Genomic DNA, 22,359 nt, shown 5'->3' with positions numbered 1-22,359 from the left:
CATGTCGATGTCCGTAGGCTCCGATAGCGGCGGTGAAGACCAGGTAATGTCGGAGATCAACACGACGCCCCTCGTGGACATCATGTTGGTTCTCCTGATCATCTTCCTGATTACCAGCCCGGTCGTTCTCAAACTGCAGAAGATTACTCTGCCGGAAGAGGTCAACCAGGTTATTCAAACCAAACCGGAAAATGTCAATATCGTCGTCAACAAGGACGGTGACATCTACTGGAATCAGAAGAAAATGGCGGACACTAATGAGTTGTTCGATTTTCTGAAGGTCGAGGCTGTGAAGGTGCCGCAACCCGAAGTACACGTACGTGGCGATAAAGAAGTCAAGTATGAGTCCATCGGTCGGGTGATCTTCACGACCCAGCGCGCTGGCATCCAGAAGGTTGGTTTCATCACCGAACCGCCTGACAAGATGTAAGGCCCCTGCCCGGACGGCGAGATTGTTTGCGAGCCGCCGGGCAGTCTTCTATAAGGAACACACCCATGAGTATGAATGTCGGTTCGGGCAGCGCTTCAGGCGCGGATCCGGAACCAATGATGGAAATGAACATGACACCGCTCATCGACGTGATGCTGGTGCTGATCATTATGCTGATTATTACGATTCCAAAGGCGAACCACTCGGTGAACCTGAACATGCCGGTCGGTACGCCGCCGCCATCGACGGTGGAACCGGTGGTCGTGACGATCGACGTCGACTTCGACGGCACGATCCTGTGGGATGGCCAGACCGTTCCGGATCGCGCTTCGCTGGAGCAGAAGCTGATGAACGTGGCGGCACAGGCTGACCAGCCGGAAGTGCACCTGCGTCCCAACAAGCTGGTCGAGTACAACGCCGTTGCAGGCGTGATGGCCGCGGCTCAGCGCCTGGGCGTCACGAAGATCGGCCTCGTCGGTAACGAGCAGTTCCAGTAAAAGTATTTTCCTGGACAGTTTCGATTCCTGGCATACAAAAATCGCGGTACTTCGGTACCGCGATTTTTGTAAGTGCGAGTAACTTTTGAAACTCAGGAGTACGGCTCTTTATTTTCCACGATAGGCGGGTTATCCTGCCTATTCTTGTTTTTTGATGAAAGATACCTCGCTTATGTCCAAGTTCCGTCTCGCCCATCTCGGCCTGGTAATGGCCGCCATCGGCTTTACCGCTGCAGCTCCCATGGCTGGCCTGGTGTCCGCTGCCCATGCTGCCGATACGGTCCGTGCCGATGTGGGCAAACCATTGCAGGAAGCGCAGCGCCTGCTGAGCAGCGGCAAGGCCCGCGAAGCGGTGGCCAAGCTGAAGGACGCCGATGCCGTCGGCAACAAGACTGAATTCGAGAAATACCAGATCGAGCGCGTGCGCGCCGCCGCCGCCTCGACCGCGGGCGACACGCCGACCGCCATCCGCGCGTTCGAGACGCTGATCGCCTCCGGCCGCCTGTCGGCCGCTGAAAAAGGCAAGTTCCAGGAAGGCCTGGCCGGCATGTATTACCGCGCCAAGGATTACCCGAAAGCCATCACCGCGATCCAGGGCGTGCTGAAGGACAACCCGAACAACTCGACGATGCAGCAGCTGCTGACGCAGACCTACTTCATCAGCGGCCGCTTCAACGAAGCCGCCGCCGCGCTGAAGACGGGCAAGCAGTCGGAAGAAAACCTGCAGATGCTGGCCAATATCCAGCTGAAGCAGAACGACAAGACCGGCTACGTGCAGACCATCGAGAAACTGGCCGGCAGCTACCCGAAAGCCAGCTACTGGGCCGACCTGCTGAACCGCGTGCAGGGCAAGCCGGGCTTCTCGCGCACCCTGGGCCTGGATGTGCTGCGCCTGCGCCTGGCGCTGGGCCAGCTGAGCAAGCCTTCGGAATACATGGAAATGGCCCAGCTGGCACTGCAAGCCGGCAATGCGCCTGAAGCGATCAAGATCATCGACCAGGGCTACAAGAAAGGCGCGCTGGGCACCGGTACCGACGCGGCCCGTCACCAGCGCCTGAAAGACCTGGCGAACAAGACCCTGGCCGACAGTACCGCGGCGCAGGCGACCCAGCAGACCACGCTGATCGCCAACAAGGATGCCGACGGCCTGTTCAACATGGGCTACGCCATGGTGTCGGCAGGCAAGGCCGACCAAGGCATCGCCCTGATGGACCAGGCCCTGAAGTTCGGCACCGCGCGCCGTCCGGAAGAAATGAAGCTGCACTACGGCGTTGCACTGCTGAGCGCCGGCAAGAAGTCGCAGGCCATCTCCGCGCTGAAGAACGTCAAGGGCACGGCCGGCGAAGCCGACCTGGCCCGCTACTGGACCCTGTACGCCAACAACCCGAACGTCGCGGCCTGATCCCCGCCACGCTCGCCGGAAAGCGCCGCCCTGCTCTGCAGGCGGCGCTTTTTTACATGGGCACCAGCGGCCTGCTCTGGTGCGCTGCGGCATTTCCCATGTGAATTTGTAAAACCGCCGTATAATCCCTGGTTCAGGCAAAAGATTTCATATCCATGAAGGTATTTCGCGGACTTCCCAACGCAGCGTCCCGTGCGCCCTGCGCCCTCACGATCGGCAATTTCGACGGCGTCCACCGTGGACACCAGGCATTGCTGGCCCACGTCCGCACCGCCGCCTCGCGCCTCGGCCTGGAAGCGGCCGTGATGACCTTCGAGCCGCATCCGCGCGAATTCTTTGCCCACAAGCTGAAAGACCTGTCGAAAGCGCCGCCCCGCATCGCCAACCTGCGCGACAAGCTGGCCTCGCTGGAAGCGAACGGCATCGACCGCGTCATCGTCGAGCACTTCTCCGACAGCTTCGCCGCCCTCACCCCGCAGGACTTCACCGAACGCGTGCTGGTCGACGGCCTGCACGTCAAGTGGCTGATGGTCGGCGACGACTTCTGCTATGGTGCACGCCGCGCCGGCAATGTGCAGCTGCTGCAGGAAGCGGGCGAGCGTTACGGTTTCCATGTCGAAACCCTGCCCACCGTGATGAACGGCAGCACGCGCATCTCCAGTTCCGCGGTGCGCACGGCGCTGGCCGATGGCGACTTCGCCCAGGCCGAACAGTTGCTGGGCCACCCTTACTCGATTTCCGGGCACGTTATCCACGGCCAGAAACTGGGCCGTACACTGGGTTATCCCACGCTGAACCTGCGCGTGCCGCACCGGCCGGCCCTGTCCGGCATCTTCATCGTCCAGGTGCACGGCATCGCCGGCGCACCGCTGCCGGCCGTGGCCAGCCTGGGTGTGCGCCCCACCGTGGAAGACGCCGGCCGCGTGCTGCTGGAAGTGCATATCTTCGATTTCGCCGCCAATCTGTACGGCCAGCGCGTCAAGGTGGAATTCCTGCACAAGATCCGCGACGAGGAAAAGTTCATCGACCTGCCGACGCTGACCGAAGCGATCGAGCGCGACGCGGCGCAGGCGCGCAGCTACTTCCGCGAACGCAGCGGCGCCATTACCGCCACCGACCGAATTTGAGTGCCGGCCTGCCCCGACATTCACCGCGCAGTTCACCAAGATTCACTTCATAAAGAATTACCATGTCCGACAACGCAAAAAAGGCCGACAAGGCCCCCGGCAAGAGTACCAGCAAATACGCGGTCAACATGACCGAAACCCCGTTCCCGATGCGCGGCGACCTGGCCAAGCGCGAGCCGAACTGGGTCAGGCAATGGCAGGACAAGAAGGTCTACGAGCGCATTCGCAAGGCTGCCAAGGGCCGCCCGAAATTCGTGCTGCACGACGGCCCGCCGTATGCGAACGGCGATATCCACCTGGGCCACGCCGTCAACAAGATCCTGAAGGATATCGTGGTGAAGTCGCGCACCATGGCCGGCTTCGACGCGCCCTATGTGCCGGGCTGGGATTGCCACGGCATGCCGATCGAAATCCAGATCGAAAAACTGTACGGCAAGAACCTGCCGACCGCCGAAGTGCTGACCAAGGCGCGCGCCTACGCGCTCGAGCAGATCGACCGCCAGCGCGCCGGCTTCATCCGCCTGGGCGTGCTGGGCGAGTGGGACAACCCGTACCTGACGATGGCCTACGGTAATGAGGCCGACGAATTGCGCGCGCTGGGCAAGCTGCTGGAAAAAGGCTACGTCTACCGCGGCCTGAAGCCGGTGAACTGGTGCTTCGACTGCGGTTCGGCACTGGCCGAGGCGGAAGTGGAATACCAGGACAAGCGCGACCCGGCGATCGACGTCGGCTTCCCGTTCGCCGAGCACGACAAGATCGCCGCCGCCTTCGGCCTGGCGGCGCTGCCCACCCAGACCGGCTTCGTCAACATCTGGACCACCACGCCCTGGACCATCCCGTCCAACCAGGCGCTGAACGTGCACCCGGAAGTGACCTACGCGCTGGTGGAAACCACGCGCGACGGTGCTCCGGTGCTGCTGATCCTGGCGCAAGACCTGGTCGAAGCGGCGCTGCAGCGCTACAAGCTGGAAGGCAAGGTGATCGCCACCAGCACCGGCGAGAAACTGGAGAACATCCGCTTCAAGCACCCGCTGCATGCGCGCGATGCGTTCTACGACCGCTATTCGCCGGTCTACCTGGCCGACTACGTGACGACCGATTCCGGCACCGGCATCGTGCACTCCGCGCCGGCCTACGGCCTGGAAGACTTCGTGTCGTGCCGCCAGCACGGCATGAAGGATGACGAGATCCTGACCCCGGTGATGGGCGACGGCAAATACGTGTCGACCCTGCCGCTGTTCGGCGGCCTGACGATCTGGGAAGCCTCCAAGCCGATCTGCGAGGCGCTGCGCGAAGCGGGCGCCCTGTTCGAGCTGAAGATGTTCGACCACAGCTACATGCACTGCTGGCGCCACAAGACGCCGATCGTCTACCGCGCCACCTCGCAGTGGTTCGCCGGCATGGACGTGCAGCCGATCGACGGCGGCTCGACCCTGCGCGAAACGGCGCTGGAAGGCATCGCCGACACGCAGTTCTTCCCCGACTGGGGCAAGGCGCGCCTGCACGGCATGATCGCCAACCGTCCGGACTGGACCCTGTCGCGCCAGCGCCAGTGGGGCGTGCCGATGGCCTTCTTCGTGCACAAGGAAACCGGCGAACTGCACCCGCGCACGCCGGAATTGCTGGAACAAGTGGCGCAGCGCATCGAAAAGGGCGGCATCGACGCCTGGCTGGCGCTCGACCCGCAAGAGCTGCTCGGCGATGAAGCGGCCCACTATGTGAAGAACAAGGACACGCTGGACGTGTGGTTCGATTCCGGCATCACGCACCAGACCGTGCTGCGCGGTTCGCATGCCGAACAGTCGCACTTCCCGGCCGACCTGTACCTGGAAGGGTCCGACCAGCACCGCGGCTGGTTCCACTCCTCGCTGCTGACCTCGTCGATGCTGAACGGCCGCCCCCCTACAAGGCGCTGCTGACGCACGGCTTCACGGTGGATGGCGAAGGCAAGAAGATGTCGAAGTCGCTGGGCAATACGCTGGCGCCGCAGAAAATCTCCGATACGCTGGGTGCCGACATCCTGCGCCTGTGGGTCGCCTCGACCGACTACACCGGCGAGCTGTCGATCTCGGACGAGATCCTGAAGCGCGTGACCGAATCGTACCGCCGGCTGCGCAACACGCTGCGCTTCCTGCTGGCCAACACGTCGGACTTCGATCCGAAGGCCAACGCGGTAGCGATCGGCGACCTGCTGGAAACGGACCGCTACGCGCTGGCCAACCTGGCCGTGCTGCAGGCGTCGGTGGAGAAGCACTACGAGCAGTACGAGTTCCACCCGGTCGTGTCGAAGCTGCAGAATTACTGCTCGGAAGACCTGGGCGGCTTCTACCTCGACATCCTGAAGGACCGCCTGTACACCACGGCCGTCGATTCGGCGGCACGCCGCTCGGCGCAGACCGCGCTGTGGCACATCACGCAAAGCCTGCTGCGCATGCTGGCGCCGGTGCTGCCGTTCACCGTCGAGGAAGCGTGGGCCGTGTTCGCCGCCGGCGAAGCCTTCGCCGAATCCGACGAGACGATCTACACGCAAACGTTCTGGCAGCTGCCCGCCGTGGCCGATGCGGAAGCCCTGCTGGCCAAGTACGCCACGATCCTGTCGGTACGCGCCGAGGTGACGAAGCAGCTGGAAGACCTGCGCACCTCCGGCGCGATCGGTTCCTCGCTGCAGGCCGAGCTGGAAATCAAGGCTGCCGGCGACAAGTTCCGCGAACTGGCCAGCCTCGGTGACGACCTGAAGTTCGTCTTCATCACATCGCTGGCGCGCGCCGTCGAGGTGGCGAACGATGCCGACGAGGCGGTCAACGTGGCGGCATCGGCGGCGGCCAAGTGCGAACGCTGCTGGCATTACCGCGCCGACGTGGGCGCGCATGCCGAGCACCCCACGCTGTGCGGCCGCTGCTACAGCAACCTGTTCGGCGCCGGCGAAGCACGCCGCTTCGCGTAACGCGAGACTGGTGACAGGGAGGAGATGGCTTCAGGCCATCTCCGCTACGCAGCAAGGAGCATGCTCCTTGAAACCCTGCTGCGCCACTGATTAATTTGAAACATTTCTTAAGAACCGGTGCCTGTCACCGGTTTTTCTGCAATATTTCCGGCGGACTCACGGACCCGACAAGAACAATGGCAAAATCCAAAAAAACCTTTTCCAGCAAGCCTTCCGGCGGCGGCATGGCGCCGTGGCTCGGCATCGCCGCCATCATCATCCTGGTCGACCAGCTCACCAAGATCACGGTCGAGAAGATGTTCGCCTATGGCGAAGAACGCTACGTCACCAGTTTCTTCAACCTGGTGCTGGCCTATAACAAGGGCGCGGCGTTCAGCTTCCTGTCCGACCAGGGCGGCTGGCAGCGCTACTTCTTCACCGCGATCGGCATCGGCGCGGCGCTCTTCATCGTCTACCTGCTGAAGAAGCATGCGGCCCAGAAGCTGTTCTGCTGGTCGATGGCGCTGATCCTGGGCGGCGCGGTGGGCAACGTGATCGACCGCCTGGTGCACGGCCACGTGATCGACTTCCTCGATTTCCACTGGCGCGGCATCGGCCACTTCCCGGCCTTCAACGTGGCCGACACGGCCATCTGCATCGGTGCAGCGCTGCTCGTCCTCGACGAACTGCGGCGCGTGAACAAGTAACACGCATCCAAATTATGCCCATCCAACCTGGCGAGGAAACAGCATGGAACTGACCGGCAAGAAGATCGTCCTCGGCCTGTCCGGTGGCGTGGCGTGCTACAAGGCGGCCGAACTGTGCCGCGCGCTCACCAAGGAAGGCGCCTCGGTGCAGGTGGTGATGACCGATGCCGCCACCCACTTCATCACCCCGGTGACGATGCAGGCGCTGTCTGGCAAGCCCGTCTACACCGACCAGTGGGATCCCCGGGTCGGCAACAACATGGCCCATATCGATGTCACGCGCGATGCCGATGCGATCGTCATCGCGCCCTGCTCGGCGGACTTCATCCGCAAGCTGGCGCACGGTGCCTGCGACGACCTGCTGTCGACCATGTGCCTGGCCCGCCCGCGCCACCTGCCGTTGCTGGTCGCGCCGGCGATGAACGTGGAAATGTGGACCAATCCGGCCACCGTGCGCAACACCGCGCAGCTGCGCGAGGATGGCATCCGCATCCTGGGCCCGGCGGCCGGCGAACAGGCTTGCGGCGAGGTGGGCATGGGCCGCATGCTGGAAGCCGAGCAGCTGCTCGACGAGATCGTGGCGGCGTTCCAGCCGAAGGTCATGGCCGGCAAGCGCATCCTGATCACGGCCGGTCCCACCTTCGAGGCGATCGACCCGGTGCGCGGCATCACCAACCTGTCGTCCGGGAAGATGGGCTATGCGGTGGCACGCGCCGCGCGCGAAGCGGGCGCCGACGTCACGCTGGTCTCGGGCCCGACCGCGCTGCCGACGCCCCATGGCGTCACCCGCATCGACGTGCAGAGCGCCCAGCAGATGATGGATGCGGTGAACCGCACGATCGATGGCCAGCACGTATTCATCGCGGTGGCCGCGGTGGCGGACTGGCGGGTGGCCAACCCCAGCACCCAGAAGGTCAAGAAGACCGCCGACGGCGCCGGTGCGCAAGGCCCGCAACTGCAGTTCGAACAGAATCCCGACATCCTCGCCACCATCGCGGCACGCACCACGCTGGCCGGCCACCCGTACTGCGTGGGCTTCGCGGCCGAATCGGAAAACCTGCTCGAATACGGCTCGGCCAAGCGCGAGCGCAAGGGCATTCCCCTCCTGGTCGGCAACATCGGCCACCACACGTTCGGCCAGGACGACAACACCATCGTGCTGTTCGACGAGCATGGCCACACGATCCTGCCGCAGGCACCGAAACTGACGCTGGCCCGCCAGCTGATCTCCGAAATCTCGAAACGCACCAGCAAGCACTCGCTGTTCCAATGACATGAAAACCATCGACGTAAAAATCCTCGACCCGCGCATGCAGGACCTGATGCCGGCCTACGCCACGCCCGGCAGTGCCGGCCTCGACCTGCGCGCCTGCATCGACGCGCCCCTGACCATCGAGCCTGGCCAGACCGTGCTGGTCCCCACCGGCCTGGCGATCCACATCGGCGATCCGGGCTATGCGGCGATGATCCTGCCGCGCAGCGGCATGGGCCACAAGAACGGCATTGTTCTGGGGAATCTGGTAGGCTTGATCGATTCCGACTACCAGGGCCAGCTGATGGTATCGACGTGGAACAGGGGCCAGCAGGCTTTCACGCTGCAAGCGATGGAGCGCCTGGCCCAGCTGATCATCGTGCCCGTGCTGCAGGTGGGCTTCAACGTGGTGGAAGAATTCGGTGCCAGCGAACGGGGCGAAGGAGGCTTCGGCAGCACCGGCAAGCATTGAGCATCAACCAGGAAGGAACCATGGCAGGAACCGTCGTAACCCGCGTCAGCGCAACGTCGCACCCCACTTCATCCTCATCCGCGCGGCGCGGCACGCTGCTGGCGTCGATTGCCACAGCCCTGCTGCTGTCGGCCTGCGCGACGCCGCCGGCGCCCTCGTCCCGCACCACCGCCCCCGTCCAGCCCACGCCTGCCGAACAGGCCGTGCCCATCACGCCGCGCATGCAGGCGGCACGGGCCGCGCTGGACACCATGGTCACCCAGCAGGATCGCCTGTACCGCGTGGCCGCGCCGCTGCTGATCAATAACGTCGACCTGTGCCGCACCGCGGCGCGCGGCCTGCTCGGCTTCACGGCGAAGAACAAGTGGTCGTATCCGGGCGAATACGCCGATGCCGCCGCGGCCGTGCTGGGCTACGACGATGCGCTGCGCGTGTCCGGCGTGCTGGCCGGCAGCGGTGCCGCGCGCGCCGGCCTGCGCAAGGGCGACACGCTGGTGGCCGCCGACGGCAAGGCGCTGCCCACCGGCCCCGGGGCCGAAACGGCCGCCGCCGGGGTGTTCGCGCCGCTGGTTTCCGGCCGCACGCAACTGTCGATGACGATCGGGCGCGATGGCCAGACCCAGGTGCTGAAGGTGCCCGTCACGCGCGCCTGCGCGATGCGCGTGGACCTGGGCAATGCCGACAACGTCAATTCCTATGCCGATGGCGGCCGCATCGCGGTCACGCGCGGCATGATCAATTTCGCCGGCGGCGATGAAGCGATCGCCTACGTGCTGGCCAAGGACATCGCCCACAACGTGCTGGGCCACGCCGCGGTGGCGCGCAATACCGCCGCCGTGGCGGCCATCATCGACAACGTCACCCGCGTGCAGCCCGACCAGGCGCAACTGGGCGGCACGGGCAACGTGAAGCCGCTGGCGGCCAACCTGGAAGTGGCGGCCGACACGCTGGCGCTGTACATGCTGGCCCGCGCCGGCTATGGCGTGGAGCGCTACAAGGCGTTCTGGCAGAAGCTGGCGGCGCAATATCCGGCGTCCGTGCCGAACGGCTACATGGCGGTGCATCCGAACCTGGCGCCGCGGCTGGCCGCGATCGACAAGACCGTGGCCGACATCAAGGCCAGGCAGGCCGCCAAGAAGCCGCTGGTGCCGTGATGCCGCGTGCCGCCGCGCCCGCGATGGGCATGCTCTGCCTGCTGTGCCTGATGCATGCGGCGCCGTCGCCGGCGCACGCCGCCACGTGGAGCAAGGCTGGCAGCACGAAGGACAGCCGGGTGTACCTCGACAAGGCCTCGATCAGGAAGAGCGAGGCAGGCAGCGGCGACGGGCGCCGCGCGTGGACGCTCGAATCCTTTGACAAGCCGCAGACCGCGCCGGACGGCAAGCAGTACCTGTCCGTCAAGGCGCTGCACCTGTACGACTGCGCCGAGCGCAGCGTGACGCTGCAATCGCAGACCTTCTACCCCGAAGCGATGGCCAGGGGCGAGGCCGTGGGCACCTACAAGTTCGAAGCCTTCGATGCCGAACAGGTGAGCGAGGGCAGCCGCTATACCGCGGCGATGAAGGCGGTGTGCGGCAAGGACAAGGCAAGGAAGACGCCCGCCGCCAGGCCGCCGGCGGCGAACACGGCGCCGTAGTATAGTCCGGGCCATGGACAGCATCGATCTCGAAGTACTCAAGACCAGCGCCGCGTGGATCGCGGCCGGACACCGCTGCGAACTGGTCACGGTGATCCGCACCTGGGGCTCGAGCCCTCGCCCGGTGGGCGCCACGCTCGCCATCTGCGACGACGGCCGCGTGGTCGGCTCGGTGTCCGGCGGCTGCATCGAGGATGACCTCATCGAACGCGTGCGGCGCGAAGGCATCACGCGCGAACTCCCTGAAATCGTCAGCTACGGCATCACCGCCGACGAGGCGCATCGCTTCGGGCTGCCCTGCGGCGGCACCATCGAGTTGGCGCTCGAACCCTTGTCCGCGGCCAGCCGCATCGCCGAACTGCTCGACCGGCTGGAACAGCACCAGCTGGTGGAACGCCGGCTCGACCTGCGCACCGGCGCCGTGCGGCTCGACCGCGCCATCGCCGGCAACGTGCTGACCCGCACGGAGGATGCGCTGATCACCCAGCACGGGCCGCGCTGGCGGCTGCTGATCATCGGCGCCGGGCAACTGTCGCGCTTCGTCGCGCAAATCGCCACCGCGATGGATTACCACGTCACCGTGTGCGACCCGCGCGAGGAATACCGCGCCGGCTGGACACTGCCCGAAGTGCGCCTGGTGCACGCCATGCCCGACGACCTGGTCATCGACATGCAGCTGGACCGGCGCAGCGCCGTGATCGCACTGACCCACGACCCGAAGCTGGACGACCTGGCCTTGATGGAAGCGCTGAAGTCGGAAGCGTTCTATGTGGGCGCGATCGGTTCGCGTGCCAACAATGCCAGGCGGCGCGAACGGCTGCTGCAGTTCGACCTGACCGAAGCGCAGCTGCAGCGGCTGCATGGGCCGATCGGCCTGTACATCGGCAGCAAGACGCCCTCCGAGATCGCCATTTCGATCCTGGCTGAAATGACGGCGGTGAAGAACGGCGTGCCGTCGGCGCTGCAGGTCAACCACGCGGCGGCCCTCGAAGCGCCGGGCAGCAGTGCCTGCGCCGCCGAATTCGACAGCAAGATCCGGGTGGCGTAGATCCGCCGCGGCGCCGACAATGGCGGCCACGGCGGATGAGCGTTGCCTGGCATGGGCGCACCGTCAGCCGAACAATAACGATAACGACCATGTCCACCGCCAACCTGTTCCGCCTGATCCTGCTTGCCGCCATCTGGGGCGGCTCGTTCCTGTTCATGCGCATCGCCGCGCCCGTGCTGGGCCCGGCGGTGCTGATCGAGTACCGGGTGGTGTTCGCCGCGCTGTTCCTCGCGGCGATCGCGCTGCTGATGAAGAAGCCCCTGGACTGGAAACGGCACTGGAAGCATTACGTCATCCTGGGCTTCTTCAACTCCGCGTTGCCATTCCTGCTATTCGCCTGGTCCGCGCGCACCTTGCCGGCCGCGGTGCTGGCCGTGCTGAATGCCACGGCGCCCATGTGGGGCGCGCTGATCGGCGCGGTATGGCAGCGGCAGATGGTGAGTGTCCGGGTGCTGCTGGGCATCGTGCTCGGCACCGCCGGCGTGGCGCTGCTGGTCGGCTTCGATCACGCCAGTTCGCGCGAGGGCGCCGGGCTGGCGATCGCCGCGGCCCTGTTCGCATCGTTCAATTACGGCATCGCCAGCACGTATGCCAGGGCGGCGCCGGCCGTCGAACCGTTCGCCAACGCGCACGGCAGCATGTGGACGGCGGCGCTGATGGTCTTGCCGGCGCTGCTGTTCTTCCCCGCTCCCGGCGAACCGACCGTGGGCATCATGGCCGCCGCCGTGGCGCTGGGCGTGCTGTGCAGCGGTGTCGCCTACCTGCTGTACTACGGGCTGATCCGGGATGTCGGCGCCACGTCCGCGCTGACGGTCACCTTCATCAGTCCCCTGTTCGGCATCCTGTGGGGCGCGCTGTTCCTGCATGAAGTCGTGGGCTGGTACACGTTGGCCGGCGCCGCCATCGTCATCGCCGGCACCGCGCTGGTCACCGGCTACCGGCCGGGTTTCGGCGGCAAGGCCAAACTGGCATGACGCTGGCGCGCACGCTCCCGCTGCCGCCGGGCTACCGCCTGCGCGACGTACTGGCCTTCCACGGCCGCGACGCCGAAGGCACCGCCGAAACCGTCGGGCCGGACTCGCTGCGCAAGGGCGTGATCCTGGCTGGCGTGCCGGTCGTGCTGGCGGCCAGTTTCGCCCCATCCGCCGCCACCTGCACCGCGCAGGCCGACGGCGCCATTTCTCCCGCGCTGGAACGCCGGATCGACGAAGCCTTCCGCAGCATCCTCGGCCTGCGCATCGATCCGGCGCCGTTCTGCGCGTTCGCCGCCGGCGATCCTCTGCTCGGCGCGCTCGTGCAGCGCCAGCCGGGCTTGCGGATCGTGCAATCGGCCAGCGTGTTCGAAGCCCTCACCTGGGCCATCATCGGCCAGCAGATCAACCTGCCCTTCGCCATCGCGCTGCGCCGCACGTTCATCCTGCTGGCCGGGCGGCAGCATTCCAGCGGCCTGTGGTGCTATCCGGAGGCGCCCGACGCGGCCCGTATCGCCGTCGACGAGCTGACGGCGAGGAAATTTTCGCGCGCCAAGGCGGAAACGCTGCACCGCTTCGCCAGCCTGGTCGCAGGCGGCGAACTCGATCTCGACCCCGGCCCGGACAATCCGCTGGAGCGGATCAGCCAGCGCCTGCTGGCCATCAAGGGCATTGGCCCGTGGACCGTCAACTACGGCTTGCTGCGCGGGTATGGGTACGCCGACTGTTCGCTGCATGGCGACGTGGCGATCCGCGCCGCCCTGCAGCGCCTGCTCGGCGAAGACAGCAAGCCGGACATCCTCCGCACCGAGCAGATCTTGCAACAATATCAACCGCACCGTACGATGGCCGCGGCTCACCTGTGGGCCAGCCTGGCCCCGCCCGACGACAGCGCCTGACCACGTCATTGCAGCTCCGAAAAGGGCTTGACCCTCACGCCACGTCAGGCTTGAGGATAGCCTTACCGAAGAGAGGAGCTGACGATGCTGAAGATTGGACAACTGGCGAAACACGCGGGCCTGACGGTTCGCGCCCTGCACCACTACGACGACATCGGGCTGCTCCGCCCTTCGGTCCGTACCGATGCCGGCTACCGGCTGTATCACCGCGACGACGTGGCACGCCTGCAGCAGATCCAGGCGCTGCGCCAGCTCGGCATGCCGCTGGCCGACATCGGACATTTCCTGGCCCATTCCGGCACTTCCCCGCTGGCCATCGTCGAGCGCCAATTGGCCGCGCTGCAAAACCAGATTGACGAGGCGGCTCGCATGCATGCGCATTTAACGGCACTGCATGCACGGCTGGCGCGGGGCGAACAACCGGAATTGGCCGATTGGCTGACCACATTGGAGCAGATGAAAATGTACGAGAAATATTTTTCAAAGGAAGAACTGGCGAACCTGCGCATGGTGCACGATGAAGATTGCCGGGCCGAATGGGCGGCATTGGTGGCGGAGGTCGGCAAGATCATGGCCGAGAAAACATTGCCGGGCAGCCTGGAAGCCAAGCAATTGGGACTGCGCTGGATCGGCATGCTTGAACGCGATACCGGCGGCGATGCGGCGCTGATGGCCCGGCTAGACTCAATGCATATCAATGAGCCGGCGATCCGGGAAAGCACGGGGATCAGCGCGGCAATGCGCGATTATATTGCCGAGATAATGGGGGAAATAAAGCTCGACACCTGGGCAAAATACCTGCTGCCGGCGGAAGTGGAGCGTATGCGCCGCCACCAGCGTTCCCGCGGCAAGGAATGGCATCCCTTGTTCGAAGCGATCCGCATTCAATTCGAAGCCGATCCGGCCGGGATCATGCCGGAATCGAGAGCAGTGGCGCTGCAAAAGTATGCGTTATTCCACGACATGGTTGGTGATAACCCGGAAACGATCGGCAGGTTCAAGACCGCCTTGGAGAAAGAACCCCTCCTTCGCGTCGGGCGTGGCATGACGGACGAGATGATTGCATGGCTCTACAAGGTCGAATCAAGCCAGAAAGCAGCATGAGCAAACCAGATTCGAGCGTGAAAACGGCTCGATAACGTCCAAAGCAGGGCTCAGCGCCCCAGGCTGCGCGGGCAGTCGGCCATTTTCGGCTGCCCGGTACCTTCCGTCAGCTTGTCCGGGTAATACAGGCAATAGGTGCCGAATGCCGTCTTGACCTGGTAAATCGGCTTGCGCGCACCCGGCGGGGTCACTTCCGAAATACGGGCCGCTTCATACCATTTCAGCGGTACAGCCAATTTGGCTTCGTTGAATGCCCGCGTCATTACCGCTTCCATCGAGCCCGGTGCTGGCCCGTATGTCCGCATATCGTTGGCCGGGCGGATTTCCCGATCGGCCTTGCCAGCCTGTTTTACGAGGCTGTCGATATCGACACGGCTATTTTCGTTGAATGGATCTGCTGGAGGAATTCCGGCCGGGGTTTCGACCGGTAGTGGGGATTGGACTTCGGCGGGGATTGGCGCGTCGATGGATTTTTCCCGTACCGGCTTCGCGGCGGGAATTCGCGGTGCTTCCGGTATTTTCACCGCCGGCTTCGGCGGCGGCAGGACGATCAATAGAAGCTGTGAATAATGTGCTGCCGAGGCTTTCCCGGAATCGGACCGCTCGATCAACAGGAAATACAGGAAAAACGCATGCAGGCCCAGTACCGCTGCAACTCCTGCCAGGGAATGAACGCGGCGTGTCACTAGCATCATGCCAGCCACCTCGATTTATGAAATGGCAATTGTACAGATGGGATGCGGGGAATCATCCACCGGAAATGGAAAATTACAATGCGGCGTTCGAACGTGAATCGTCGAGGCCCCGATGGAAATAAGCGATCGACCGGGCAGTTCGGCCCAGGCAGCGTGGGAGCCGGGCAGGATTGCGAGCCAACAGGGGCAGCAGGCCGCGTAGCCAAGCGCTTTGGAGCCTGGAGCTTAAGCCCCGGGACCAGCACGCTGCCGACGACGGCCCAATGAAAAAAGCCGCCATCGCATCTGTTCGATAGCGATGACGGCTTTCCGGAATTCTGGTTGCGGGGACAGGATTTGAACCTGTGACCTTCGGGTTATGAGCCCGACGAGCTGCCAGACTGCTCCACCCCGCGTCTGATGAAATGAATTATAGGCCCTTTCGCGGGTTTAGGCAATATTTATGCTCGTTTTCCGTATGATAGATCGGCTATATACGTCAGCGGCCATGCCCGGCCTGGTGCGCCGCGGGTACAAGGGGGCGGGCAAACAGTGTAAAGTAGGCAAACGACAACCGACACCGAACTGTATGAAATTCTGTTCCGAATGCGCCCACCCGGTCGAGCTGATGGTCCCGGCCGGCGACAACCGCCCCCGCTACGTTTGCCCTCAGTGCGCGACGATCCATTACCAGAATCCAAAGATGGTGATCGGTACGATCCCCGTGTGGGAACGTGACGGCGAGTTGCGGGTGCTGCTGTGCCGGCGCGCCATCGAGCCCCGCTATGGCTACTGGACGCTACCGGCCGGCTTCATGGAAAACAACGAGACCACGGCCGATGCCGCCCAGCGCGAAACGGAAGAGGAAGCGGGCGCCAACATCGAGCTGGGCAAACTGTTCACGCTGCTCAATGTCAAGCACGTGCACCAGGTGCACCTGTTCTACCTGGCCACGCTGCGCGATCTCGACTTCGCGCCCGGCGAGGAAAGCCTCGATGTGCAAATGTTCACGGAAAGTGAAATCCCGTGGGACGACCTGGCCTTCCCCACGATCCACACGACGCTGGAATATTTCTTTGCCGACCGCGCCAAAGTGCTGGAGGGCGGCAGCTATGGTTTCCATACGCAGGACATCACGCGTCCGATGCGCGGCGACTCATGATTCCCTGGCTCGGCGCCCACACTCCGTTCCCCGATGTCTCCGAAGCGCTGACCACCGAAGCGCCCGGTTTGCTGGCCGCCGGCGGCGACCTGTCGCCCGAGCGCCTGCTGGCGGCTTACCAGCGCGGCATCTTCCCGTGGTTTTCCGAGGGCCAGCCGATCCTGTGGTGGAGCACCGACCCGCGCATGGTGCTGCATACGGCCGAATTCAGGATATCGGACAGCCTGGCGAAGACGCTGAAGAAGGTGGAAAAAAGCGGCCGCACGGACGGGCGCTGGCAGGTGCGCTTCGACAGCGCGTTCGAGCAGGTGATGCGCGCCTGCGCGGCGCCGCGGCGCGACGGCCCCGGCACGTGGATCTCGGACGACATCATCCGCGGCTATACCGGCTTGCACGGCCTCGGCTTTGCCCATTCTTCCGAAGTGTGGCTCGATGGCGAACTGGTGGGCGGCGCGTACGGCGTGTCGATCGGCCGGATGTTCTACGGCGAATCGATGTTCGCGCGTGTCTCGGATGGCTCGAAGGTGGCATTGGCCTACCTCGTGCATTTCCTGGCGCGGCATGGCGTGCAGATGATCGACTGCCAGCAGGAGACCGGACACCTGGCGTCGCTGGGTGCCCGCCCCATCCCGCGGGCGGCCTTCCTGGAACACCTGAAAGGGGCCATCGCGAAGCCCCGGATCCGCGGCTGGCGGCCGATACCGCCACTGGTTGCCGGCAGTTGATGCGGCAACCCGGGCAGGCGTTCGGCAAGGCGGCCGGGTTGGTGTGACGGCGAACACAGTGTCTTTCCTGAACGCGCTATGATACGAACAACCGCCAATCCCACGACAGGTTCTGCATGACGCAGCTGAACGACCTCCCCTTTGCCGCGCTCCAGTTCTACACCACCGCGCCCTACCCCTGCAGCTACCTGGAAACGCGCCAGGCCCGCTCCCAGGTAGCCACGCCGTCGCACCTGATCAATGCGGACGTGTATTCCGAACTGGTGCGCAACGGCTTCCGGCGCAGCGGCATCTTCACCTACCGGCCGTACTGCGACGGTTGCCAGGCTTGCATCCCCGTGCGCGTGGTGGCCGATGAATTCACCTCCACGCGCGGCCAGCGCCGCGCATGGGCCCGGCACAACGACTTGCGCACCGGCGTGGCCACGCTGTCGTTCTCGGACGAGCACTATGCGCTGTACCTGCGCTACCAGAGCACGCGCCACGCCGGCGGCGGCATGGACCAGGACAGCCGCGACCAGTATGCGCAATTCCTGCTGCAAAGCCGCGTCAACACGCGGCTGGTCGAATTCCGCGAACCCGATGGCACGCTGCGCATGGTCTCGATCATCGACGTGCTGTCCGACGGCCTGTCCTCCGTGTACACCTTCTTCGATCCCGACGTGCCGGGCGCCTCGTTCGGCACCTACAACGTGCTGTGGCAGATCCAGCAGGCACGCGAGCTGGGCCTGCCCTACGTCTACCTGGGCTACTGGATCGAGGAAAGCCCGAAGATGAGCTACAAGATCAAGTTCCAGCCGCTGGAAGCGCGCCGCAAGGGCGTGTGGGCCGTGATGCCGCGCACCGCCGAGTAAGCCCCTGCCGGGTGGCCCGCCTTCGGCCCGCCCGCGGCCGCATGTAAAATGGCGGGCAATGTGCAACCCACTCCCCGGTTGCAGCTCACCCATAGTGTCCTCATGTCCGACAAATTCCTGTATTCCCTCGCGCGTCCGGCGCTGTTTTCGATGGACGCCGAATCCGCGCACCATTTCACTCTCGACAACCTGAAGCGCCTGTCCAGGCTCGGCCTGATGCGCGCCATCGTGCAACAGCCGAAAGCCGACCCGCGCACGGTGATGGGCCTGCTGTTCAAGAACCCGGTGGGCCTGGCCGCCGGCCTGGACAAGGATGGCGCCTACATCGACGCGCTGGCCGACCTGGGCTTCGGCTCGATCGAGGTGGGCACGGTGACACCGCGCGCCCAGCCCGGCAACCCCAAGCCGCGCATGTTCCGCCTGCCCGCCGCGCACGGCATCATCAACCGCATGGGATTCAATAACGGCGGCGTGGATGCCTTCGTGGCGAACGTGCAATCGTCGCGTTTCTACCGGAACAAGGAAGGCGTGCTGGGCCTGAACATCGGCAAGAACGCCGATACGCCGATCGAACGGGCCGCCGACGATTACCTGCACTGCCTGCAGAAGGTCTACCCGTATGCCAGCTATGTCACGGTCAACATCTCGTCGCCGAACACGAAGAACCTGCGCCAGCTGCAGGGCGGTTCCGAACTCGACGGCCTGCTGGCGCAGCTGAAGGATGCGCAGGGGCGCCTGGCAGACCAGCACAAGCGCTATGTGCCGCTGGCCCTGAAGATCGCACCGGACATGGACGAGGAACAGGTGAAGAACATCGCCGACGCGCTGGTGCGCCACAACATCGATGGCGTGATCGCCACCAATACCACGCTGTCGCGCAGCGCCGTGGAAGGCATGCAGCACGGCGCCGAAGCGGGCGGCCTGTCCGGCGCGCCCGTGTTCGAGCTGTCGAACCGCGTGATCCGCCTGCTGAAGGCGGAGCTGGGCGGCGCGCTGCCGATCATCGGCGTGGGCGGCATCATGCGCGGCGCGGATGCGAAGGCGAAGATCGACGCCGGCGCGCAACTGGTGCAGTTGTACAGCGGCCTGATATACGCGGGCCCGGCGCTGGTGCGCGATTGCGCGGACGCCATCCGCAAACAAGGATAAGTACAAGGGTAAGAACAAGGGTAAATAAGGTCGAATAAAGGAGAGCAATGGAGAAGATCACACTGGGCCGTACCGACGTCGGCGTCACGAAAATCTGCCTCGGCACGATGACGTGGGGCCGGCAGAACACCGAAGCCGACGCGCACGCGCAGCTCGACTACGCGATCGAACGGGGCATCAATTTCATCGACACGGCCGAGATGTACCCGGTGCAGCCGAGCGCGGAAACGCAGGGTCTCACCGAACGCTATATCGGCACCTGGCTGAAGAAAAGCGGCAAGCGCTCGGATCTCGTGCTGGCCACCAAGGCGGCCGGTCCGAACCCGGGCATCCACTGGGTGCGCGGCGGCCAGCAGAACTTCGACGAAGCGAACCTGCGTTCCGCCGTGGAGACCAGCCTGCAGCGCCTGCAGACCGACTACATCGACCTGTACCAGCTGCACTGGCCAAGCCGCAACGTGCCCATCTTCGGCGCCAACGCGTTCAATCCGGATAACGAGCGCCCCTGCGTGGCGATCGAGGACACCCTGGCCGCGCTGGGCAAGCTGGTCGACGAGGGCAAGATCCGCCACATTGGCGTGTCGAACGAATCGAGCTGGGGGATTTCCGAGTTCATCAAGCAGGCCGAAATGAAGGGCTTGCCGCGCATCGCAACGATCCAGAACCTGTACAACCTGACCGCGCGCCATTACGAAACGAGCTTCCTGGACGAGACCTGCTTCCGCGAAGACGTGACGCTGCTGGCCTATAGCCCGCTGGCATTCGGCCAGCTGACGGCGAAGTACCACGACGATCCGAAGGCACATGGCCGCCTGACGATCTTCCCGCCCACCTGGAGCCCGCGCTACCTGCGCCCCGCCGTGCTGGAGGCCGTGGCGCGGTACACGAAACTCGCGCGCGACAACGGCCTGACGCCCACGCAGATGGCGCTGGCCTGGTGCTATTCGCGCTGGTTCGTCGGCTCCACCATCATCGGCGCCACCACGCTGGCGCAACTGGAGGAAAACATCGACGCGTATGCGGTGAAACTGCCGCAGCACGTGCTGGAGGGGATCGATGCGATCCACGCCAGCATCACGAATCCGGGGCAGTAAGTTTCGATGCCGGTAGCGGCGCGCCGGTGTCGGACATTTTTCCCGGGTGCTTTTGCCAGGAAACATCGCCCGGAAAATCATGTCCGATACCAGGCTCACGCGCTACGGGTCGCATCGAGCAAAAAAAATCCCGGCCTGCGCCGGGATCAACTATGGAAATTTTCAACGAAGCCAGTCATCACGCGGCCTCCCCACCCAGCAGCGCCTGCTCGATATCTCCCCGCTTCAGCTCCGGCGCGAATTGCGCGATGAACTCGTACGCATACTGCCGCAGGTAGGCACCGCGCCGTACGGCGAGCCGCGTGGTGTTGGGCGCGAACAGGTGCGACGCCTCGATCGCGCGCAGGCCCTTGTCGCGGCCATGGTCGAACGCCATCGATGCGACCAGGCCGACACCGAGGCCCAGCGCCACGTACTGCTTGATGACGTCCGAATCCATCGCGGTCAGCACGATGTCGGGCCGCACGCCGGCCTTGTCGAACGCATCGTCGATGTGGCCGCGGCCCGTGAAACCCACGTCGTAGGTGATCAGCTGGAACTCGGCCAGGTCTTCCAGCCGCACCGGCGTGCGGCTCAGCAGCGGGTGGTCGTCCGGCACCACGATCAGGTGGCTCCAGCGGTAGCAGGGGAACGACACCAGGTCGGGGAACTGCGACAGGCCCTCGGTAGCGATACCGATATCGGCCTTGCCGGACAATACCCATTCGGCGATGTGTTCCGGTGAACTCTGCTGCAGCGCGATCCGCACGTCCGGGAAGGTCTTGCGGAAATGCGACACGGCGCGCGGCAGCGCATAGCGCGCCTGCGTGTGCGTGGCGGCCACCGTCAGCGTGCCGGTGCTCTGGCCCTTGTATTCCATGCTGGCGTGCTGCAGGTTCTCCGCTTCGATCAGCAGGCGGTCGATGATCTTCAGGATACCCTTGCCCGGCTCGGTCAGGCCCGTCAGCCGCTTGCCGTTGCGCTCGAAAATGACGACGCCCAATTCATCTTCGAGTTCGCGGATCTGGCGGCTCACGCCCGGCTGCGACGTGAACAGCGCGTTCGCCACTTCGGTCAGGTTGTAGTTGCGGCGGGCCGCTTCGCGGATGGAACGCAGCTGCTGGAAGTTCATATGGACGCTCCTTCATCGACAAACACGCGCAGGCGCTTCGGCCGCACGACCAGGGTCTCGCCCTCTTTCAGTCCCAGGTTCTGGAACCGCTCATTGGAAATCGTCGCCTCGATCAGCTGCGCATTGTCGGCGCGCTCGAGGTCCAGCTGGGCCAGCGGACCGATCGCGTGCGCACGGCGCAGCTTGACGACGATGCCTTCCGCACCGGCGGAGTAGCGGTCGACGTCCATCTCGTGCGGTCGCACATAGGCGGTGCCCTTCGCGTCGCGCACGTGGGTATGGTCCGGCACGTCGAGCTGCGCGCCTTCGCTGGCCAGCACCCCTTCGTGCACGCGGCCGTGGAACACGTTGACATTGCCCAGGAAGCCGTACACGAACGGCGATGCGGGATGGTTATAGACCTGGTCCGGCGTGCCGATCTGCTCGACGGTGCCTTTGTTCATCAACACCACCTGGTCGGCCACTTCCAGCGCTTCTTCCTGGTCGTGCGTGACGAAGATCGACGACACGTGCAGGTCGTCGTGCAGGCGGCGCAACCAGCGGCGCAGTTCCTTGCGCACCTTGGCGTCCAGCGCGCCGAACGGTTCGTCCAGCAGAAGCACGCGCGGTTCGACCGCCAGGGCACGCGCCAGGGCGATACGCTGGCGCTGGCCGCCGGAGAGCTGCGGCGGATAGCGGTCGGCCAGCCAGTCCAGCTGCACCAGTTCCAGCAGGTCCTTCACCTTGCGGCGGATCTGGTCTTCGGATGGACGCTCGGCACGCGGTTTCACGCGCAGGCCGAAGGCCACGTTCTCGAACACGGTCATGTGCTTGAACAGCGCATAGTGCTGGAACACGAAGCCCACCTGGCGTTCGCGCACGTGGCGGTCGGAAGCATCGGCGCCATCGAGCAGCACCTGGCCCGAGTCCGGGTGTTCCAGGCCGGCGATGCAGCGCAGCAGCGTGGTCTTGCCGCAGCCCGAAGGGCCCAGCAGCGCCGTCAGCTCGCCGGCCGGGAAATCCAGCGACACGTTGTTGAGCGCCACGAAATCGCCGAAGCGCTTGTTGATGTTCTTGACTGCGATGGTCATGTCTTGCTCCAGCTTGTATTAGCCATTAATGGGCCGTTGGTTGGCCATGCAT

General features: G+C 64.6%; 21 protein-coding genes, 1 tRNA gene and 1 pseudogene. 19 read left to right on the top strand and 4 right to left on the bottom strand.

What is annotated here, in order from left to right:
• The first annotated feature begins 1 nt into the window (after position 1).
• From EYF70_RS04235 to EYF70_RS04170, 14 genes and pseudogenes are all read left to right on the top strand, one after another.
• On the top strand, positions 2 to 430 hold the full coding sequence (locus EYF70_RS04235; RefSeq protein ID WP_131144285.1) for an ExbD/TolR family protein: 429 nt from the start codon (positions 2 to 4) through the stop codon (positions 428 to 430).
• Between the two features lie 65 nt (positions 431 to 495).
• Positions 496 to 927: an ExbD/TolR family protein gene (locus EYF70_RS04230; protein WP_179966304.1), complete on the top strand. Its 432-nt coding sequence runs from the start codon at positions 496 to 498 to the stop codon at positions 925 to 927.
• A 172-nt stretch (positions 928 to 1,099) separates the two neighbouring features.
• The gene (locus EYF70_RS04225) at positions 1,100 to 2,329 is read left to right on the top strand and encodes a tetratricopeptide repeat protein (protein ID WP_229420698.1); all 1,230 of its coding nucleotides are present in this window, start codon (positions 1,100 to 1,102) and stop codon (positions 2,327 to 2,329) included.
• 155 nt (positions 2,330 to 2,484) lie between these two features.
• Complete coding sequence (locus EYF70_RS04220; protein ID WP_131144284.1) at positions 2,485 to 3,456, top strand: bifunctional riboflavin kinase/FAD synthetase; 972 nt, start codon at positions 2,485 to 2,487, stop codon at positions 3,454 to 3,456.
• A gap of 62 nt (positions 3,457 to 3,518) precedes the next feature.
• Positions 3,519 to 6,400 (top strand): annotated as a pseudogene (gene ileS / locus EYF70_RS04215) (isoleucine--tRNA ligase).
• 176 nt (positions 6,401 to 6,576) lie between these two features.
• The gene (gene lspA, locus EYF70_RS04210; RefSeq protein ID WP_131144283.1) at positions 6,577 to 7,086 is read left to right on the top strand and encodes a signal peptidase II; all 510 of its coding nucleotides are present in this window, start codon (positions 6,577 to 6,579) and stop codon (positions 7,084 to 7,086) included.
• Positions 7,087 to 7,129: 43 nt separating this feature from the next.
• Positions 7,130 to 8,359, top strand: coding sequence for a bifunctional phosphopantothenoylcysteine decarboxylase/phosphopantothenate--cysteine ligase CoaBC (gene coaBC / locus EYF70_RS04205; RefSeq protein ID WP_131144282.1), 1,230 nt, complete (start codon positions 7,130 to 7,132; stop codon positions 8,357 to 8,359).
• 1 nt (position 8,360) lies between these two features.
• Entirely contained in the window at positions 8,361 to 8,810 is a 450-nt protein-coding gene (gene dut / locus EYF70_RS04200) for a dUTP diphosphatase (RefSeq protein WP_131144281.1), read from the top strand.
• Positions 8,811 to 8,830: 20 nt separating this feature from the next.
• Positions 8,831 to 9,964, top strand: coding sequence for a M48 family metallopeptidase (locus EYF70_RS04195; protein ID WP_131144280.1), 1,134 nt, complete (start codon positions 8,831 to 8,833; stop codon positions 9,962 to 9,964).
• Positions 9,964 to 10,446, top strand: coding sequence for a surface-adhesin E family protein (locus EYF70_RS04190; protein WP_174800385.1), 483 nt, complete (start codon positions 9,964 to 9,966; stop codon positions 10,444 to 10,446). Before EYF70_RS04195 ends, EYF70_RS04190 begins: the two co-directional genes overlap by 1 nt.
• A gap of 13 nt (positions 10,447 to 10,459) precedes the next feature.
• Entirely contained in the window at positions 10,460 to 11,494 is a 1,035-nt protein-coding gene (locus EYF70_RS04185) for an XdhC family protein (RefSeq protein WP_131144279.1), read from the top strand.
• 89 nt (positions 11,495 to 11,583) lie between these two features.
• Positions 11,584 to 12,468 (top strand): DMT family transporter, encoded by an 885-nt coding sequence (locus EYF70_RS04180; RefSeq protein WP_131144278.1) that lies wholly within the window; start codon positions 11,584 to 11,586, stop codon positions 12,466 to 12,468.
• Positions 12,465 to 13,364: a DNA-3-methyladenine glycosylase family protein gene (locus tag EYF70_RS04175; protein ID WP_131144277.1), complete on the top strand. Its 900-nt coding sequence runs from the start codon at positions 12,465 to 12,467 to the stop codon at positions 13,362 to 13,364. Before EYF70_RS04180 ends, EYF70_RS04175 begins: the two co-directional genes overlap by 4 nt.
• Before the next feature lie 84 nt (positions 13,365 to 13,448).
• Positions 13,449 to 14,468, top strand: coding sequence for a MerR family transcriptional regulator (locus EYF70_RS04170; RefSeq protein ID WP_131144276.1), 1,020 nt, complete (start codon positions 13,449 to 13,451; stop codon positions 14,466 to 14,468).
• 50 nt (positions 14,469 to 14,518) lie between these two features.
• Here EYF70_RS04170 and EYF70_RS04165 read toward each other — a convergent pair whose 3' ends face one another.
• Together EYF70_RS04165 and EYF70_RS04160 are read right to left on the bottom strand one after the other, a co-directional pair.
• On the bottom strand, positions 14,519 to 15,163 hold the full coding sequence (locus EYF70_RS04165; RefSeq protein WP_131144275.1) for a hypothetical protein: 645 nt from the start codon (positions 15,161 to 15,163) through the stop codon (positions 14,519 to 14,521).
• Positions 15,164 to 15,481: 318 nt separating this feature from the next.
• Positions 15,482 to 15,558 (bottom strand) — tRNA-Met (locus tag EYF70_RS04160).
• A 173-nt stretch (positions 15,559 to 15,731) separates the two neighbouring features.
• On the opposite strand from EYF70_RS04160, the gene EYF70_RS04155 reads away from it, so the two are divergent.
• The 5 genes from EYF70_RS04155 (at position 15,732) to EYF70_RS04135 (ending at position 20,126) form a co-directional block, all read left to right on the top strand.
• Positions 15,732 to 16,304, top strand: a complete 573-nt coding sequence (locus EYF70_RS04155) for an NUDIX hydrolase (protein ID WP_131144274.1) — start codon at positions 15,732 to 15,734, stop codon at positions 16,302 to 16,304.
• Positions 16,301 to 17,029: a leucyl/phenylalanyl-tRNA--protein transferase gene (gene aat, locus EYF70_RS04150; protein WP_131144273.1), complete on the top strand. Its 729-nt coding sequence runs from the start codon at positions 16,301 to 16,303 to the stop codon at positions 17,027 to 17,029. Before EYF70_RS04155 ends, aat begins: the two co-directional genes overlap by 4 nt.
• Positions 17,030 to 17,145: 116 nt before the next feature.
• Positions 17,146 to 17,883 (top strand): arginyltransferase, encoded by a 738-nt coding sequence (locus EYF70_RS04145; RefSeq protein ID WP_131144272.1) that lies wholly within the window; start codon positions 17,146 to 17,148, stop codon positions 17,881 to 17,883.
• A gap of 102 nt (positions 17,884 to 17,985) precedes the next feature.
• Entirely contained in the window at positions 17,986 to 19,032 is a 1,047-nt protein-coding gene (locus EYF70_RS04140) for a quinone-dependent dihydroorotate dehydrogenase (RefSeq protein WP_131144271.1), read from the top strand.
• 47 nt (positions 19,033 to 19,079) lie between these two features.
• Positions 19,080 to 20,126 (top strand): aldo/keto reductase, encoded by a 1,047-nt coding sequence (locus EYF70_RS04135; RefSeq protein ID WP_131144270.1) that lies wholly within the window; start codon positions 19,080 to 19,082, stop codon positions 20,124 to 20,126.
• 178 nt (positions 20,127 to 20,304) lie between these two features.
• Here the strand turns inward: EYF70_RS04135 and EYF70_RS04130 are convergent, their stop codons facing one another.
• Positions 20,305 to 21,237: a CysB family HTH-type transcriptional regulator gene (locus tag EYF70_RS04130; protein ID WP_131144269.1), complete on the bottom strand. Its 933-nt coding sequence runs from the start codon at positions 21,235 to 21,237 to the stop codon at positions 20,305 to 20,307.
• On the bottom strand, positions 21,234 to 22,307 hold the full coding sequence (locus EYF70_RS04125; RefSeq protein ID WP_131144268.1) for a sulfate/molybdate ABC transporter ATP-binding protein: 1,074 nt from the start codon (positions 22,305 to 22,307) through the stop codon (positions 21,234 to 21,236). Before EYF70_RS04125 ends, EYF70_RS04130 begins: the two co-directional genes overlap by 4 nt.
• Positions 22,308 to 22,359: the final 52 nt, after the last annotated feature.

The organism is Pseudoduganella albidiflava (assembly GCF_004322755.1).
Taxonomy (GTDB): Bacteria; Pseudomonadota; Gammaproteobacteria; order Burkholderiales; family Burkholderiaceae_D; genus Rugamonas; species Rugamonas albidiflava.
This window is presented reverse-complemented; position numbering and strand designations above follow the sequence as displayed.

Excerpts from the sequence above, each read along its gene's own strand:
- EYF70_RS04235 (WP_131144285.1), top strand. The coding sequence starts at position 2 with ATGTCGATGTCCGTAGGCTCCGATAGCGGCGGTGAAGACCAGGTAATG.
- EYF70_RS04230 (WP_179966304.1), top strand. The coding sequence starts at position 496 with ATGAGTATGAATGTCGGTTCGGGCAGCGCTTCAGGCGCGGATCCGGAA.
- EYF70_RS04225 (WP_229420698.1), top strand. The coding sequence starts at position 1,100 with ATGTCCAAGTTCCGTCTCGCCCATCTCGGCCTGGTAATGGCCGCCATC.
- EYF70_RS04220 (WP_131144284.1), top strand. The coding sequence starts at position 2,485 with ATGAAGGTATTTCGCGGACTTCCCAACGCAGCGTCCCGTGCGCCCTGC.
- lspA (WP_131144283.1), top strand. The coding sequence starts at position 6,577 with ATGGCAAAATCCAAAAAAACCTTTTCCAGCAAGCCTTCCGGCGGCGGC.
- coaBC (WP_131144282.1), top strand. The coding sequence starts at position 7,130 with ATGGAACTGACCGGCAAGAAGATCGTCCTCGGCCTGTCCGGTGGCGTG.
- dut (WP_131144281.1), top strand. The coding sequence starts at position 8,361 with ATGAAAACCATCGACGTAAAAATCCTCGACCCGCGCATGCAGGACCTG.
- EYF70_RS04195 (WP_131144280.1), top strand. The coding sequence starts at position 8,831 with ATGGCAGGAACCGTCGTAACCCGCGTCAGCGCAACGTCGCACCCCACT.
- EYF70_RS04190 (WP_174800385.1), top strand. The coding sequence starts at position 9,964 with ATGCCGCGTGCCGCCGCGCCCGCGATGGGCATGCTCTGCCTGCTGTGC.
- EYF70_RS04185 (WP_131144279.1), top strand. The coding sequence starts at position 10,460 with ATGGACAGCATCGATCTCGAAGTACTCAAGACCAGCGCCGCGTGGATC.
- EYF70_RS04180 (WP_131144278.1), top strand. The coding sequence starts at position 11,584 with ATGTCCACCGCCAACCTGTTCCGCCTGATCCTGCTTGCCGCCATCTGG.
- EYF70_RS04175 (WP_131144277.1), top strand. The coding sequence starts at position 12,465 with ATGACGCTGGCGCGCACGCTCCCGCTGCCGCCGGGCTACCGCCTGCGC.
- EYF70_RS04170 (WP_131144276.1), top strand. The coding sequence starts at position 13,449 with ATGCTGAAGATTGGACAACTGGCGAAACACGCGGGCCTGACGGTTCGC.
- EYF70_RS04165 (WP_131144275.1), bottom strand. The coding sequence starts at position 15,163 with ATGATGCTAGTGACACGCCGCGTTCATTCCCTGGCAGGAGTTGCAGCG.
- EYF70_RS04155 (WP_131144274.1), top strand. The coding sequence starts at position 15,732 with ATGAAATTCTGTTCCGAATGCGCCCACCCGGTCGAGCTGATGGTCCCG.
- aat (WP_131144273.1), top strand. The coding sequence starts at position 16,301 with ATGATTCCCTGGCTCGGCGCCCACACTCCGTTCCCCGATGTCTCCGAA.
- EYF70_RS04145 (WP_131144272.1), top strand. The coding sequence starts at position 17,146 with ATGACGCAGCTGAACGACCTCCCCTTTGCCGCGCTCCAGTTCTACACC.
- EYF70_RS04140 (WP_131144271.1), top strand. The coding sequence starts at position 17,986 with ATGTCCGACAAATTCCTGTATTCCCTCGCGCGTCCGGCGCTGTTTTCG.
- EYF70_RS04135 (WP_131144270.1), top strand. The coding sequence starts at position 19,080 with ATGGAGAAGATCACACTGGGCCGTACCGACGTCGGCGTCACGAAAATC.
- EYF70_RS04130 (WP_131144269.1), bottom strand. The coding sequence starts at position 21,237 with ATGAACTTCCAGCAGCTGCGTTCCATCCGCGAAGCGGCCCGCCGCAAC.
- EYF70_RS04125 (WP_131144268.1), bottom strand. The coding sequence starts at position 22,307 with ATGACCATCGCAGTCAAGAACATCAACAAGCGCTTCGGCGATTTCGTG.